The sequence below is a fragment of the Streptomyces sp. ActVer genome (assembly GCF_027270795.1).
GTDB lineage: Bacteria > Actinomycetota > Actinomycetes > Streptomycetales > Streptomycetaceae > Streptomyces > Streptomyces umbrinus_A.
Genome location: NZ_JAPWHT010000067.1, coordinates 16,254 through 31,986 on the forward strand (window position 1 = coordinate 16,254; position 15,733 = coordinate 31,986).

8 protein-coding genes and 3 pseudogenes are annotated in these 15,733 nt (G+C 67.6%); 6 read left to right on the plus strand and 5 right to left on the minus strand.

What is annotated here, in order from left to right; translation table 11 throughout:
* Positions 1-27: 27 nt before the first annotated feature.
* Positions 28-264, minus strand: a pseudogene (locus tag O3Q52_RS14085) (serine hydrolase domain-containing protein); the annotation flags it as partial.
* Between O3Q52_RS14085 and O3Q52_RS14090 the strand changes: the two are divergent.
* The gene (locus tag O3Q52_RS14090; RefSeq protein WP_332112907.1) at positions 263-607 is read left to right on the plus strand and encodes a MerR family transcriptional regulator; all 345 of its coding nucleotides are present in this window, start codon (positions 263-265) and stop codon (positions 605-607) included. The pseudogene O3Q52_RS14085 and the gene O3Q52_RS14090 overlap by 2 nt on opposite strands.
* 174 nt (positions 608-781) lie before the next feature.
* On the opposite strand, the pseudogene O3Q52_RS14095 reads toward O3Q52_RS14090, so the two are convergent.
* A pseudogene (locus tag O3Q52_RS14095) lies at positions 782-883 on the minus strand (site-specific integrase); the annotation flags it as partial.
* A gap of 293 nt (positions 884-1,176) precedes the next feature.
* Between O3Q52_RS14095 and O3Q52_RS14100 the strand changes: the two are divergent.
* Entirely contained in the window at positions 1,177-1,968 is a 792-nt protein-coding gene (locus O3Q52_RS14100) for a DeoR/GlpR family DNA-binding transcription regulator (RefSeq protein ID WP_269649119.1), read from the plus strand.
* A gap of 69 nt (positions 1,969-2,037) precedes the next feature.
* Here the strand turns inward: O3Q52_RS14100 and O3Q52_RS14105 are convergent, their stop codons facing one another.
* From O3Q52_RS14105 to O3Q52_RS14115, 3 genes and pseudogenes are all read right to left on the minus strand, one after another.
* Positions 2,038-2,937: a carbohydrate ABC transporter permease gene (locus O3Q52_RS14105; RefSeq protein WP_269649120.1), complete on the minus strand. Its 900-nt coding sequence runs from the start codon at positions 2,935-2,937 to the stop codon at positions 2,038-2,040.
* The gene (locus tag O3Q52_RS14110; protein ID WP_269649121.1) at positions 2,937-3,851 is read right to left on the minus strand and encodes a carbohydrate ABC transporter permease; all 915 of its coding nucleotides are present in this window, start codon (positions 3,849-3,851) and stop codon (positions 2,937-2,939) included. Before O3Q52_RS14110 ends, O3Q52_RS14105 begins: the two co-directional genes overlap by 1 nt.
* Positions 3,852-3,930: 79 nt before the next feature.
* Positions 3,931-5,244, minus strand: a pseudogene (locus tag O3Q52_RS14115) (extracellular solute-binding protein).
* Between the two features lie 594 nt (positions 5,245-5,838).
* Here O3Q52_RS14115 and O3Q52_RS14120 point away from each other — a divergent pair.
* The 4 genes from O3Q52_RS14120 to O3Q52_RS14135 all read left to right on the plus strand — a co-directional run.
* Entirely contained in the window at positions 5,839-8,691 is a 2,853-nt protein-coding gene (locus O3Q52_RS14120) for a TIM-barrel domain-containing protein (RefSeq protein WP_269649126.1), read from the plus strand.
* A 134-nt stretch (positions 8,692-8,825) separates the two neighbouring features.
* Positions 8,826-10,694, plus strand: a complete 1,869-nt coding sequence (locus O3Q52_RS14125; protein WP_269649122.1) for a glycoside hydrolase domain-containing protein — start codon at positions 8,826-8,828, stop codon at positions 10,692-10,694.
* Positions 10,695-10,738: 44 nt separating this feature from the next.
* Positions 10,739-14,338, plus strand: a complete 3,600-nt coding sequence (locus tag O3Q52_RS14130; protein ID WP_269649123.1) for a beta-galactosidase — start codon at positions 10,739-10,741, stop codon at positions 14,336-14,338.
* The coding region (locus O3Q52_RS14135; RefSeq protein WP_332112906.1) for a TIM-barrel domain-containing protein at positions 14,338-15,733 on the plus strand (1,396 nt) is incomplete at its 3' end. The genes O3Q52_RS14130 and O3Q52_RS14135, both read left to right, overlap by 1 nt.

Here is a 15,733-nt window from a genome sequence, read left to right on the forward strand (position 1 = left end):
GTCCAGCTCGCCGGCGTCGACCAGCAGCAGGGCGGCAAGGCTGGTCACGGCCTTTATGGTCGACCACACGTTGGTGATCGTGTCGCGCTGCCAGGGCTGCGTGCGTGCCGCGTCGCGATGGCCGCCCCACACGTCCACCACCTTTTGGCCGTCGATATCGACGGCCAGCGGCAGGCCCACCTCGGCGCCGCTGCGCAGCTGGTCCTCCACGGCGTCGTGGACGGGTTCGAACGTTGGGCTGACGGTTCCGTTCAGTTCGGTCATGCCGACATCGTCAGAGCTTGACGCTGGTGTCAAGGTCAAGCGGTGGTGTGGTGATACGCGTATCGGCGAGCTGGCCACCCAAGCAGGTGCCTCTCCGCGGCAGGTGCGGTTCTACGAGGCAAAGCGCTTGATCACCTCGACCCGTGGGCCCAACAACTATCGCGACTACAGCGAAGCGACCCCGGGCCGCGTCCAGCAGATCCGCGACCTGCTGAACGCCGGCCCGTCCACGCGCGCAATCCGCGGCATCCTGCCCTGCCTGAAATCTCCGCGCGATCCGATTGTCTTCGAAGGCGTCACACGGAGACGGTGGCGGCACTCGAACGCGAACGTGACAGGCTGACCGAACGTATCGACATCCTGGCCCGCAACCGTGACGCGATCGCCGATTACCTCACCGAACTCCGAGGGTGCGCGAACTGATCCGCCGCGAACTGATGACCCACGTTTCTCTGTCGGGTGTCACGCCCGAATTCTGTCAACCCTCTGGTCGCGGACTCCCGCTGGCCGCCCCAGGTCACCGCCTGCTGTCGCCGGGCGCGAGCAGACCGGTCACCTCGGCGACGGCATCCGGAGAGGGCTTGAAATAGCGGCGGACGTTCTCCGGCTTCCGATGCCTCGGGGACGTGACCGCGCACGGTCCGGGCGCGGCTGATCGACGCCCACCGGCTGCCCGCCAACCGCGACCCGTCTGGCGTACAGCGATACGTCACTGTCCGCCCGTGACCGTGCGCGGACGAGCAGACCGTCCCGACGCAGTGCGGCGACGGTGCAGGGAGCCGGAGTAAAAGGCCCCGTGCTCAAAAGTGCTGCCTTTGGCCGTCTAAGCTGCTGAAACAGGCATTGCCTTTCAGGGAATCGGACACGGCTCGTGCTTTCACGGGTCCGCACACCACGGACAGGGGACGACGCATGGCGGCACCGCAGGACAGATGGAGCGCCTTGCTGGACATACTGACGCGCGACGGACGGATCGAGGTAGAGGCCGCCGCGGAAGTACTTCAGGTCTCCTCCGCCACGATCCGACGCGACCTGGATGAGCTGGCGCGCCAGCAAATGGTCACCCGTACCCACGGCGGCGCCGTGATCAACGCCATCGCGTACGACCTTCCGCTCCGCTACAAGGCCGCACGCAACGCTCCGGAGAAGGAGCGGATCGCCAACGCGGCGGCGGGCCTGGTGAAGCCGGGTGCCGTGGTGGGTCTGAACGGCGGCACCACGACCACCGCGGTCGCCCGGGCGCTGGCCATCAGGCCCGATCTGAGCACGGAGGGCGCCGGGCCCCCCGCGCTGACGGTCGTCACCAACGCCCTGAACATCGCCAATGAGCTGGTCGTACGCCGCCACGTGAAGCTCGTCCTCACCGGGGGAGTGGCCCGCCCGGCCTCGTACGAGCTCACCGGACCGCTCGCCACCGGAATGCTCGCGCAGATCACCCTTGACCACGCTTTCATCGGCGTTGACGCGATCGACGTCCAGCACGGGGCAACGGCTCAGGACGAGGGCGAGGCCGGTATCAACTGGGCGTTGGCCCGCCGTGCCGAACGCGTGATCGTGGTCGCGGACTCCTCCAAGCTGGGTCGGCGGGCCTTCGCCCGGATCTGCCCGGTGGAAGACGTCCACGTTCTGGTGACCGACAAGGCAGCGGGCCCGGAACTGACCGAGCCGTTCGCCGCGGCGGGTGTGGAGATCGTCCGGGCCTGAGCCTCCCGAGCGCTGCAAGCCGCAGCCGCAGCCCGCCTTGTGAAGGAGCGCAATGCGTGTGCCTGCAGATCACTTGATGCCACCGGCCGTCAGGCCGCTGATCAGATAACGCTCCACGAAGCCGAACAGGACGACGACCGGCACGATGGCGATCAGTGACGTGGCGAAGAGGTACTGCCACTGCTCCTGGTACGCCGTGACGAATCCGGGGATTGCCTTCGTCAGTGTTGTCCGGTCGCCGGACGAGGTGATGGTGAGGGCGACGACGTACTCGTTCCACGCCCCGATGAACGTGTAGACGAGCGCGGTCACCACTCCGGGCAGCGCCAACGGCAGGGTGACCCGCACCATCGCGCCCAGCCGGCCGGCCCCGTCCATGTACGCCGCCTCCTCCAGCTCCTTGGGGATGCTCGCGAAGTACGCGTTGAGGATCCAGATGCAGAACGGCAGGTTGAACGCCGCGTTGACCAGGATCAGCCCCTCCGCGGTGTCGGTCAGATCGAGGCTGACCATCTCCCGGTAGATGCCGACCAGCAGCGCGGTCGGCGCGAACATCTGGGTGACGAGCACCAGCAGCAGGAAGGCGCCGCGTCCGCGGAACCGGTGGCGGGCGGTGTAGTACGCGGCGGGCAGTCCCACGGCGAGGGTGAGGAGCGTGGACATCCCGGCGACGTACAGCGAGAACGAGAGCGCGTCGGAGACCGGCGGGTCCTTCAGCGACCAGACGTCGGCGAAGTTCGACCACTCCCACCGTGACGGCAGATAGGACGGCGGCGACTTCATCAGTTCCGGTGTCGGCTTCAGAGCCGTCAACAGCATCTGCAGGTACGGCGCCAGGAACATCAGGGCCACCAGCCACCCCACCGCGGTGAGCACGACGGTCCGCAGCCGGGGAGGACGCCGCCGGGGCGTTGTGGATGGGGTCGTCGCGGATTGGGGGGTTGTGGACCGGGCTGTGACGGCGGACATCAGCTGGTCTCCTCTCGCCTGCGGACGACGCGCAGATACACCAGCACGACCAGGAGGATCAACGTGAAGTTCACGACGGCCATGGCAGCCGACTCGCCGACGGCCTGGTTGTCGAACGCGAGTTTGTACATATAGGTCGTGGTCGTGTCGGTGGTGAAGCCGGGACCGCCGCGGGTCATGGCCCAGATGACCGGGAAGGAGTTGAACACGTTGATGACGTTGATGACGGCGGCGACCAGCAGGGAGGGGCGCAGCAGTGGCAGCGTGACGGAGAGATAGGTGCGGGCGGGTCCCGCGCCGTCCAGGCGGGCCGCCTCGTACACCTCGGCGGGAATGGTCCCGAGGCCGGAGAGGATGACGAAGGCGGTGAACGGCAGGGAGACGAAGACGGCCACGGCCATCATCCAGGCGAACGCCTGGGCCGGGTGGGCCAGCCAGTTCACCGGTTTGTCCAGGATTCCCACGTCCATGAGTACGCGGTTGACGACGCCGTAGAAGTTGTTGAGCATCCAGCGCCAGGTCAGCGCCGTCATCAGGACCGATGCGGCCCAGGGGACGATCAGCGCCCAGCGGACCATCCGGCGCCCGGGGAAGCGCGAGTTGAGCAACTGGGCCAGTGCCAGCGAGACGGTGATGGTGACCGTGACCACTCCCACCACCCACACCAGGGTGCGCAGTACGACGCCCGGCAGGTCCGGCTCGGCGAACAGCTCGGCGTAGTTGGCGCCACCCGCGAAGCCGCGGGTCACTCCGGTGGAGCTGATGTCCATCAGGGATGTGCGGACCATCTCGACGACGGGCCAGATGACCACGCCGAGGATCAGCGCCAGGGCGGGGCCGAGCCACAGCAGCGGCTCCAGTGCCCGCAGGCGGAGCCTGTTCCGGGCGGGGTGGGAGCCGCGCGCCGGTGCCACCGGCGTCCGTTCCTCCCCGGTCCTGGAGCCGGCCCCGGAGCCAGTGTTGTGTGTAGTGGTGTCCTGTACGGCCACCCCGTCAGCCGTCCTTCTCGGCGGTTTCCTGGATTTCGCCCAGGACCTTCTTGGGCTCTGCGCCCGATACGGCGGTGCCGATGCGCTGTTTCACGGCGCCCTCGACGGCCGACCAGTTGGGGTTGTCGGTGGGTGCGAACCGTGCGCCCGACAGAGCGTCGACGAACGGCTTGTAGTACGCGGAGTCCGAACTCAGGGCGTCGCCGGCCGACTTGGTGACCGACAGGAATCCCTCGGTGGACAGGAACTTCGAGGCGTTCTCCTTCTGGTAGAAGAAGTCGAGGAACTTGTTGACGGCCTCGCGGTTTCTGCCCTCGTCCTTCTTGAAGGCCACCAGGTAGTCCTGGACACCGAGCGTGTTGTGGGTCGTGCCGTCCTTGCTCGGCAGTGGCGCGACCCCGTAGTTGAGGTTCTTGTCGACCGTGTCGAGGAAGCCCTTGCGCATGAAGACGGCACCGTTGATCATGCCGATCTTCCCCTGTGCGAACTGGTTGAAGACGTCCTTGCGGTTGGTGGCCTCGGGGTTGGGCTGGGTCAGCCCGGCCTTTGTGAGCTTCCGCAAGTAGTCCAGCGTCTCGACGTTGGCCTGCTGGTCGACCGTCCACTTGCCCGACTTGTCGATCCAGCCCCCGCCGTTGTTCATCGCCCAGATGTAGAACTCGGCCTGAGCCTCCTCCGCGCCGAGCGGCAGGCCCAGCGGGATGTCCCCGGCCTTCTTCATCTTCCTGGCGGCGTCCTCGACCTCGGCCCAGGTGGACGGCGGTTCGGAGACCCTGGCCTTGTCGAAGATGTCCTAGTTGTAGAAGAAGAGCCGTGCACTGGAGATGAACGGCAGGCCGTACTGCACGCCTTCGTACTGCGCCTGGCCGGCGAAGAGCGGCAGGAAGTCCTCGAGCACCTTCGGCGACACGATGTCCTTTGCCTGGTGGATCAGGTCGTCGCGGGCGAAGTCGGAGAACTTGTTGTAGTTGAGGACGTCGGGCTGCTGCCCGGTCTGGATGTACGTCTTGACCTTGGAATCCAGCTGCTCCCAGTCGACCACCTCCAACTCGACCCGGTAGCCGGGGTTCCGGGCCTCGAAAGCCTTGATGAGGTTGTCCCAGTAGGGCTGTGTGTCGTCGTCGTACTTGGCGGCCACGAATCTGATCGTCTTTCCGTCGGAAGCGCCGTCGCCGGACGAACCTCCCTTGCCGCATCCGCTGACGACCAGCGCGAGGGTCACACCTGCTGCGATGCCGATGAGGTGCCGTTTCACGGAGTACCACCTTCGCTGCAACCTGTTGATTGTTTTTGCTTGAAAGGCGTCCAGTTCAAGCATTAATCACCATCATGCCCAACAGGTCGCGCAGGATGTCAAGAGCTGCCACTGGGTGTAGGCCGCCTGGGGCGCCTGCCGGGTCATCGTGCGAAGGGCGCCTCGGTGTAGAGCAGTTGACTGTTCTCGGAGGGGGTGAGGTCTGCCACGGCATACGGCCCCCGGCGGGGCGGAATCCGCCGAATCGGGCGCGGTTCACGCAGAATTTACAGCCGTTTCCCTCCGGGCCTGCCGACTCCCCGAGTAGCGCGCGGACCTGGTCAGGTGACCGTCACCAGGGGCGACAGTGGCCCGTGGTGTGGCCGAGAAATCATGAAAGTGAATGTTGACAGCTGACGTTTATAGCCAGAACATGAGCAGAAATGAGCATGATCTTGCCGTGCTGCTCTGCGAAGCAACGCCCCGCCCCGCAGGAGGACATGAGTGCGCATCCAACCGCTCAGACGGCGCAAATCCCGTAGTCCCGGAACGCTGTTGGCCGCCGCACTGGCCCTGACGCTCATACCATCCGTTACCGGACCCCTCACCACAAAGGCTCAGGCGGACACCGGCCCCCGGCCGAAGGTGACCCAGAGCGCGGACGGCCTCACCCTGTCCATGCCGGGCACCAAGGACGCGCCCGGCTACACCGTCGACATCGCCACCGACGAACTCGCCCTCACCACCGAGCGCTCGGGAAAGACCGTGCTCGGCACCGCGGGCGGCGACAACGGAGGCCTCCGCTTCCGCTCCGACGGGAAGTGGGAGCACGCCACCGCGGTCACCGACTGGACGTGGCGGGGCGGCGTCCTCACTCTCACCACCGACACCACCCTCGACGGCGCCACCGTCAAGGCCCGGCTCACGCCGAAGGCCGACCGCTACCAGCTGGACTGGGACGTCGAAGGCGGCAGCCCCGATCAACTGGGCCTCGCCTACGACCTGTCAACTGCCGGCCACTGGTACGGCCACGGCGAGGCGGAGACCCCGCAGGGCGGTCCCGGTGTCAACCAGCCCTGGCCCCTCGACGCCGGTGAAGTCGACCACGAGACCTTCGGCCCGGCCTCGTACAACATGATCGACCCGTTCTGGTACACCTCCAGGTCGACCGGTCTGCGCGTCGACACCGGGGACGTCATGGACGTGGCGCTCAACAAGGGCAAGGACGGCCTCGGCACCTTCACCGTCGAGTCGCCCGACACCTACAAGGCCACCGTGTTCGTCGAGTCGACCCCACTGGAGGTCTACCGCGACTACATAGGCATCGTCGGCAAGCCGACCAAGAGCGACGCCACGTACGAGCAGTACGCCAAGCCGCTGTGGAATTCCTGGGCGCAGTTCTACACCAAGATCGACCAGGATAAACTGCTCGACTACGCCACCGACCTCCACGACAACGGTCTGGACGGGCGCACCATCCAGCTCGACGACAAGTGGGAGTCCAACTACGGCAATCTGACCTGGGATCCCAAGACCTTCCCCGATCCCAAGGGCCTCTCCGACAAGATCCACGACATGGGGTTCGACTTCGGCATCTGGGTCACCCTGTGGATCAACCTGGACTCCGACAACTACCAGTACGCGGTCGACAACGGCTATCTGCTCATGGACGCCAAGGACACGAGCAAGCCGTGTGAAGTGACCTGGTGGAACGGCCAGGCCGGGATCATCGACCTGGCGAACCCCGACGCCAAGGCCTGGTACGAGGGCAACCTCAAGAAGCTGATGGACACGTACGACATCGACGGGCTGAAGTTCGACACCCGCTTCTTCGACGAGAAGTGCGCGCAGCGCGAGGGCCACCAAGCCACGGACTACCAGAAGCTCGGCACGCAGCTCGCCGACGAGTTCGACCTCCAGGGCGCCGGCATCCGGGTGCACTGGAACCAGACGGCACACGAGGCGGGCTTCGTCACCCGTCAGGTCGACAAGGGCACCGGCTGGGACTCCCTGCGTGCCTCCGCCACCCAGAACCTGGCCATCTCCACCGTCGGCTACCCGTTCGTAGAGTCCGACATGATCGGCGGCTCCGGCGGGCAGCCGGCACCGACGAAGGACGTGCTGGTGCGGTGGGCGCAATCCGCCTCGCTGATGCCGCTGATGTACGCATCAACCTCGCCGGTCGACACCAACGACACCACCACCGGCCAGAAAGTGGACTACGACCAGGAGACGGTCGACCTCTACCGGCAGGCGATCGAGACCCACGAGAAGCTCGCCCCCTACATCTGGGACCAGGTGCAGAGCACCCTGAAGACCGGCGATCCGATCATGCGGCCACTGTTCTTCGACTTCCCGAAGGACGAGGCCAGTTACACGGTCACCGACGAGTGGATGCTCGGCCCGGCCGTGCTCGCCGCGCCCAAGCTGAGCACCGGCGCCACCCGCTCCGTCCACCTGCCGCCGGGCACGTGGTACGACGTCAACCAGGGCACCGTCATCCGCGGCCCCAAGACCCTCAAGGGGTACGCGGCACCGCTCGGCGTCACCCCGGCCTTCGTCAACCTCAAGGCTAAGGGCGCCGCCAAGGCCGTCAAGGCGCTCAAGCGCGACGACGCTCCGGCCGCCTCCGTCCTGATCACCCCGGACGCCCCGTCCACCGACGCCGGCAAGCCGTTCGAGGTGACCACCGAGGTGACCAACTGGGGCACCCGGACCCTCAAGAACGCCACGGCGGCACTGGACCTGCCCGACGGCTGGAGTGCCGAGGCGACCGGCCCGACCACCGCGAAGTCCCTCAAGAACGGCGCCACACTCACCACCACCTGGACGGTGACCCCGGCCGCCGACGCCCGATGGGGCAGCCACGACCTCACCGGCACTGTCACCTACACCGGATCCAACGGCTCGCGGAACGTGTCCGACACCGTACCGGCGCAGGTGAAAGCCGCCCCGGGCAATGTGCAGGTGCCGTACCTGACGGCCGACACCACATCCGGGGGCGCCCAATACGCGCAGGGCGGCGACCAGTTCGCCATCTGGGCGGGCGGCCAGGACCTGTCCGGCTGGAAGGACGAGAAGGGCGTCATCTACCGCGACGACGCGGCCGGTGAGAAGGCCACCGTGCAGGCCCAGTTGGTCTCCCAGGACAGCGCCTCACCGGTCGGCAAGGCAGGCATCGCCCTCGCCAACGACCTGACGGAGCCCGGGAAGGGCGGCTACGCGGTGCTGGTCATGACCCAGAGTTACGGACTGGAGTTCATGACCGACAGTGACGGCGACGGGAAGCTCGACACGTGGGCGGGTGGTGGCTCCACCTACCACCCGGCGTACCTCAAGCTGACCCGGGACGGCGCCACCTACGCCGCGTACGCCAGCAAGGACGGCGAGACCTGGTCGCAGGTCGGCACCGCCCAGGTGCCGTCGGCCACCGGCACCGGTGACGCCGGGATGGTCGCCAGCGCGGCGAACGTCAACTACCCCGGCAAGAACATCGAAGCCGTCTTCAGCGGATTCTCCGTCACCTCCTGACACCACAGGCACGCCGTCGACCCTCATCGGCGCCACTACTGGCACACCCCCGTTTCCCGGCGGGCCTCCCACTCACCTGGGAGGCCTGCCGGGAAACCACTCCCCGCCCAGCCGTGAGAGAGGGACCCCATCCCATGGCACGTACGTCCTCAACTGTCGCCGGTTTCGTCGCGGGCGTCGTCGTGGCCGCGAGCACCACCGCGATCGCCGTCACCGGTACGACGAGCACCGGCACCGACCTCAATTCCAAGGCCACCACCACCTGGCTGACCGTCAAGGTCGCCGACGCCATGGGAACCAGGGACACCATCACCTGGGTGCCCACCGGCTCCTTCGCCGGCTCCGCGGAGGAACGGGTGCCGCGCTACCCGATGACCGCCATCCAGGGCAAGGACACCAAGGAGCTCAAGCTCTCCGCGGTCCGCAACGAGCAGGTCTCGGCGCAGCTGGCGATCGCCTCCGGCAAGAACCTCGACGACGTCAAGGCCGTGGTCGGCGACCTCACGGGCCCCGGCGGAGCGAAGCTGTCCGGTGCCGACACGCAGGTCCGGTTCGTCAAGTACGTGCCTGTGCAGCGCTCCAAGAGCGAGGTCGACTGGTCCGCGACCATCGACCAGGTCAGCTCAGGCAAGGAGGTGTCCGGCGACCGCAACCCCGACGTGGTCGGCGACGCGCTCGAGGAACAGTCCTCCGTGGACGTGCCCGCGTACGCGGCGCAGCCGCTGTGGTTCACCTTCCAGATCCCCAAGTCGGCCAAGCCCGGCACCTACACCGGCACGGTGAAGGTCAACGCCGACGGGCGCACCCAGAGCACCTACCCGCTGGCCATCGAGGTCGCGGACGCGAGCGTGCCCGACCCGAAGGACTACGGCTTCTTCCTCGACGTATGGGCGCAGCCGGAGACGATCGCCAAGAACCACGGGGTCAAGCTCTGGTCCGACCAGCACTGGAAGCTGATCGAGAAGTACAACCGCGACCTGGCCTCGCGCGGCCAGAAGGTCATCAACACCACCATCGTCGACAATCCGTGGCACCATCAGTGGTCGCTCGGCACCCGGGAGTCGCAGACCGCGACGCCGTACACCAGCATGGTGGGCTGGGCCTGGAACGGAAAGACGTTCTCCTTCGACTTCAGCCGCTGGGACAAGTACGTCCAGACCGCCAGACGCAACGGCCTGGGACCCGACATCGGCGCCTTCTCCATGCTGGCGTTCCAGGACCAGGAACACCTCACCTACACCGACACCACCACCGGTAAGACCGTCTACGAGAACGTCGACCTGGGCGGCGACCGCTGGCGGGAGGCATGGGGAACGTTCCTGCCCGCTTTCGAGAAGCACCTGAAGGCGAAGGGCTGGCTGGAGGACACCTGGCTGTCCTTCGACGAGCGGCCCATCAGCACCATGACGGTCGTCAAGGACTTCGTCCACGAGGTCGCGCCGGTCTTCGACGACCGTATCTCCGTGGCCGGTTCGATCAGTACCGAGGGTGTCGCGTCCAACCTGTCCGTCGACTGGGGTGGCATCGACGCGATGACGAAGGAGAAGGTGGCCGAGCGGCGCAAGGCCGGCAAGACCACGACCTTCTACGTGTACGGCGCCCCGGCCCACCCCAACACGCTCTCGTTCTCGCCCGCCGTCGAGTCGCGGATGCTGCCGTGGATCTCCGCCCAACGGAATCTGGACGGTTTCCTGCGCTGGTCGTACAACAGCTGGACCAGCGACCCCTTCAAGCAGCCCGTGCACATCTTCACGCAGGGCGACGAGTACCTGGTCTACCCGGGCAAGGACGGCCCGATGTCCAGCATCCGCTGGGAGCAGCTGAAGGAGGGCATCGAGGACTACGAACTCATCGCCCAGCTGCGGAAGAAGAACGGCGGCACCGACAGCGACGCCCTGACCGAGGCCCTCACCACCGCGACCCGCAACCTCGACGGCCGGACGAAGGACGTCAGCGACATCGAGGCCGCGCGGACGGCAGTCGTGAAGGGGCTCACGTCATGAGAGGGCGATGGATATCCCTGTTGCTCGTCGGCCTTTTGTCTGTCATGTCCCTGACTGGCGCGGTCTCCGCGGCACCGGCCCAGGCTGAGCCGCAGGCCAAGCACACCGTCACCTACGACCAGTACTCCGTGCGGGTCGACGGCAAACCCCTGTACATCTGGGGCGCCGAGTTCCACTACTTCCGGCTGCCCAGCCCCGACGCATGGCGCGATGTCCTGCAGAAGATCAAGGCGGGCGGATTCAACGCCGTCTCGCTCTACTTCGACTGGGGCTACCACTCCGCCAAGCCGGGCTCGTACGACTTCACCGGCATCCGTGACGTGGAGCGGCTGCTGGACGAGGCCGAGCGCGCGGGCCTGTATGTGATCGCCCGCCCGGGCCCGTACATCAACGCGGAGGTCTCCGGCGGCGGTATGCCGGCCTGGCGCAAGACACAGGCCGGCGTGAACCGTACCTCCGAGCCGGAGTACATGAAGGCGGCCCGGGAGTGGATGAGCCGGATCAACCCGATCATCGCGCGCCACCAACTCACGCGCGGCACCGGCAACGTGATTCTCTATCAGGTCGAGAACGAGTATCAGGGCGGTCGCCAGGACGCCGACTACATGCAGACCCTCATCGACTGGGCCCGCGAGGACGGCATCGACGTCCCGACGTTCGTCAACGACGGCGGCGCCAACAAGAACTGGGTCAGCGGCAAGGGTGCCCCGGACATCTACGGCTTCGACGCCTACCCGCAGGGCTTTGACTGCAAGGACCCCGACACCTGGAAGAACCTGCCCGACTACTCGCACGTCAACGAGTGGAAGCCCGAGTCCCCGCTGATCATCCCGGAGGCGCAGGGCGGCGCCTTCGACCCCTGGGGCGGCACCGGATACCAGGACTGCGCGAAGCTCACGGGCACCGACTTCACCCGGGTGTTCAGCAAGATGAACATCGCCGCCGGTGTGAGCGGTCAGTCCTTCTACATGACGTACGGCGGCACCAACTGGGGCTGGCTCGCCGACCCCAACGCGGTCTACACGTCGTACGACTACGGGGCCCCGATCAACGAGTCCCGCCAACTGACGGACAAGTACCAGGAGTTCAAGCGCCTCGGGTACATGGTCAATTCCGTCACCTCGCTGGCGCGCACCGACAAGGCCGAGGCTCCGGCCCCGTCCGACGACGCCCTGCGCATCGACCGGCGCGTCAATCCCGACGACGGCACCCAGTTCTTCACCGTCCGGCATGCCGACACCCGGGTGAAGGACAAGGATGAGACCACCCTGTCGCTGAAGGGTGCGGACGGCGAGTACCCGCGTGTGCCGCAGCAGGGCGCGATCACCGTCGACGGCCGGGACGCCAAACTCCTCGTTGCGGGCTACGACTTGAGCGAGAGCCAGCGGCTCGTCTACTCCACCTCGGAGATCATGACGCATGCCCGGATCGGCGACCGGGACGTGGCGCTGCTGTACGGGCGTGAGGGCGAGGCCGGCGAGACCGTACTGAGGTACGCCGAGCGGCCCGAGGTCACCGTCCTCGACGGCGATGTCACCACCACCTGGGATGCCGAACGCGGCGACCTGCGGCTCAACTACACGCACAAGGGGCTGGCCCGGGTGCTGGTGAACGGCATGGAACTGCTGATCGCCGACACCGCTGAGACCGCCCAGTGGTGGCGGCAGGAGACCGCCGCGGGACCGGTCCTTGTACGCGGGCCGTCCCTCGTCCGTACGGCCGAACAGGCGGGCGACACCCTGAAGCTCACCGGCGACTCCACCAAGGCCGCGAAGATCGAGGTCATCGCGGACGCCGAGAAGGTGACCTGGAACGGCCGCAAGGTCACCGTCACTCAGGCGCCGCGCCCGGTAGTGCTGCCCGCGCTGACGACGTGGAAGTACAAGGAGGAGGCACCGGAGGCCGTTCCCGGCTTCGACGACTCCACCTGGACCACGGCCGGCCACCTCACCGCCAACAACCCGGAACTGGCCGGGGCATTACCGGTCCTCGCGATGGACGAGTACGGCTACCACCACGGAAACGTCTGGTACCGCGGCCGGTTCAAGACCACGGGCCGGGCGACCGCGCTCGCGCTGAACGCCAACACCGGCCCGACGGGCCAGTACGCCGTCTGGCTCAACGGCCGCTACCTCGGCTCCTCCGGCGACGGCGCGCACACCTTCGACATCCCGGCGGGCACGCTGAAGGCCGGCGGAGACAGCGCGGACAACGTCCTCTCCGTCCTCGTCGAGAACGCGGGCCACAACGAGGAATGGGGCCACGACTACTCCAAGGAGCCGCGCGGCCTGCTCGGCGCCGAGGTGATCGGCGGGGCCTCCACCCTCACCTGGAAGATCCAGGGCAGCCGGGGTGGCGAGGACCCGGTCGACACCGCCCGGGGCCCGGACAACAACGGCGGGCTGTACGGGGAGCGGGCCGGCTGGTCCCTCGCCGGTTATCCCGACGGCAGCTGGAAGAACACCACCCTCACCGGACAGAGCGCGAAGAGCGGGACCGGCGTGCGCTGGTACCGCACCTCCGCCCGGCTCGACCTGCCGCAGGGCCAGGACAACGCGATCGCACTCGATCTCGCCGAAGCGGACGGCGGCAGCACCGGCTACCGCGCCCAGATCTTCGTCAACGGCTGGCTGATCGGACGCTACCTGCCGGACACCGGACCGCAGACACGGTTCGTCATCCCCAAGGGCATTCTGCGCGAGCAGGGCACGAACACCATCGCCCTGGCCGTGTGGTCCACGGAGGCCGGCGCGGGCCCGGGATCCGCCAAGCTCGTCGATCTCGGTGCCACGGCCGGCGGGATCAAGGTCGGTACGGTGGCCGCGCCGTCGTACGACGCCAAGACCTATGCCATGCCGACCGCGGGCGCCCGTGTCACCGTCGACGCGGAGCCGTTCCTGAGCACCGGTACCGCCACCGAGGTTCCCGTCACCCTCAGCGTGCCGAAGGACGCGCCGGCCGCCCGGAACGCCGAGCTGGCGCTGAAGGTCCCGGACGGCTGGACCGCGACCACCGACGACACCACCCGCTTCGACCGGATCCGGCCTGGCGACACGGTGACCGCGGCCTACACCGTGACCCCGCCCGGCGACCCGGTCCACTACGCCGTCCTGTCCGCAACCGCCACGCTCACGCAACCCGGCCGTCCGGGCATGGTCACCGGGGTACGGGCCGTGCAGGTGCCACCGCCAGGGCTGTCCGCCGACGCCTATGTGAGCGATCTGACCCTGGTCAAGGCGGTCAACGGCTGGGGCCCGGTGGAGAAGGACGCCTCCAACGGGGAGTCCGCGGCCGGCGACGGTCGTCCTTTGAGTATCGGCGGCACCACCTACGCCAAGGGCCTCGGCGTGCACGCGAACAGCCAGATCCGGGTCTACTTCGGCGGCGGCTGCACCCGCTTCACCGCGACCGCCGGGGTGGACGACGAGGTCGGCGACAACGGCAGCGTCTCCTTCGAGGTGATCGCCGACGGCCGCTCCCTGTTCGACAGCCCGGTGCTGTACGGCTCCGACGGCGGCGCCGCGGTCGACGTGGACGTGACCGGCGCCCGCTGGCTCGACCTGTTGGTCGACGGCGACGGCGATGTCTCCACGGACCACGCCGACTGGGCCGACGCCAAGCTGACCTGCGGCGGCGGTGCCTGATGCCCACCATCGGGACGCGAACTGTCCGCTCCGGCTCGGCGGCACTGATCCTGGCCGCCCCGCTGCTCGGCACGGCCCCGGCGGCAGCCGACTCCGGGCCGCTCACCTTCGCGACACCCGCCTATGAACTGCGCGTCGCCACGGACCGGTTGGCCGTCACCACCGTGCGGGCGGGCCGGACCGTCCTGGCCACCGCGCCCGGGGCGTTCCGGTTCCGGATCGGCGGCGACTGGCACATCGTCCGGGAGGTCACCGGAAGCACCCGTGACGGCAACACTCTGCGCGTCACCGCCGCCACCGACCTGCCGGGGGCCACCGTAGATCTGCGGATCACCCTGCGCTCCGACCGGTACGACATGAAATGGTCCCTTTCGGGCGCACAGGCGGACGCGCTCAGCACGGCGTACGACCTGAACAGCGCCGGGCACTGGTACGGGCACGGCGAGAACAGCGACCAGACGGTCCAGCCGTGGCCGCTGGACTCCGGGCAACTGGTGGACAGCGGGTTCAGCCCGGCGTCGTACCAGGTGGTCTCCCCCTTCTGGTACACCTCCAGCGCCACCGGGCTGCGGGCGGACACGAACGACCCGATGGACGTGCGGATCAACTCCGGTGGCAACGGACTCGGTGAGTTCACCGTCACTGGGGCCCGACCCGCCGCCTCCACGGTGTTCGTCGAGGACAACCCCGCCGAGGTGTACCGCGACCACATCGCGCTGGTCGGCAAGCCCGAGCGCTCCGACACCTCCTACGAGCAGTACGCCACCCCGCTGTGGAATTCCTGGGCCCAGCTCTACGGCGAGCAGAACCAGGAGAACGTCCTCGCCTGGGCCCGCGCGCTGGCCGGCGCCGGGCTCGGCGGGCACGCGGTGCAGATCGAGGAGAGCGTGATCGCCGCCGACTTCGGCGAACGCTTCCCCGGCCTGCCCGCCCTGTCCGAGCAACTCGACCGCCTCGGCTTCGACCTCGGCATGTGGACCGGCCTGTACATGCCCGAGACTGCCGCCAACTTCTCCGAGGCCGTCGACAACGGCTATCTGCTGAAGGACCCGTCCGACCCGGCCAAGTCCTGCCTCTTCACCTGGTGGAACGGCCGGCAGACCGGGCTGATCGACCTGGCGAACCCGGCCGCACGGCAGTGGTACACCGACGATCTCAAGGCCCAGACCAACGAGTTGGGGGTCGCTGGCTTCAAGTTCGACACCGCCTTCTTCGACGACCGGTGCGCCCCCTACCCGGGGGCCACTCGCGCCGACTACGTGAAGTACGGCACCGAGCTGGCCGACGAGTTCGACCAGCAGGGAGCCGGGCTAAGGGTCAAGGCCGTGAAGTTACGGGCTGATCGTCGGCGTCAAGATGTTGATGCTGAGGGTGGCTTTGTAGGTGCGTCGGTCG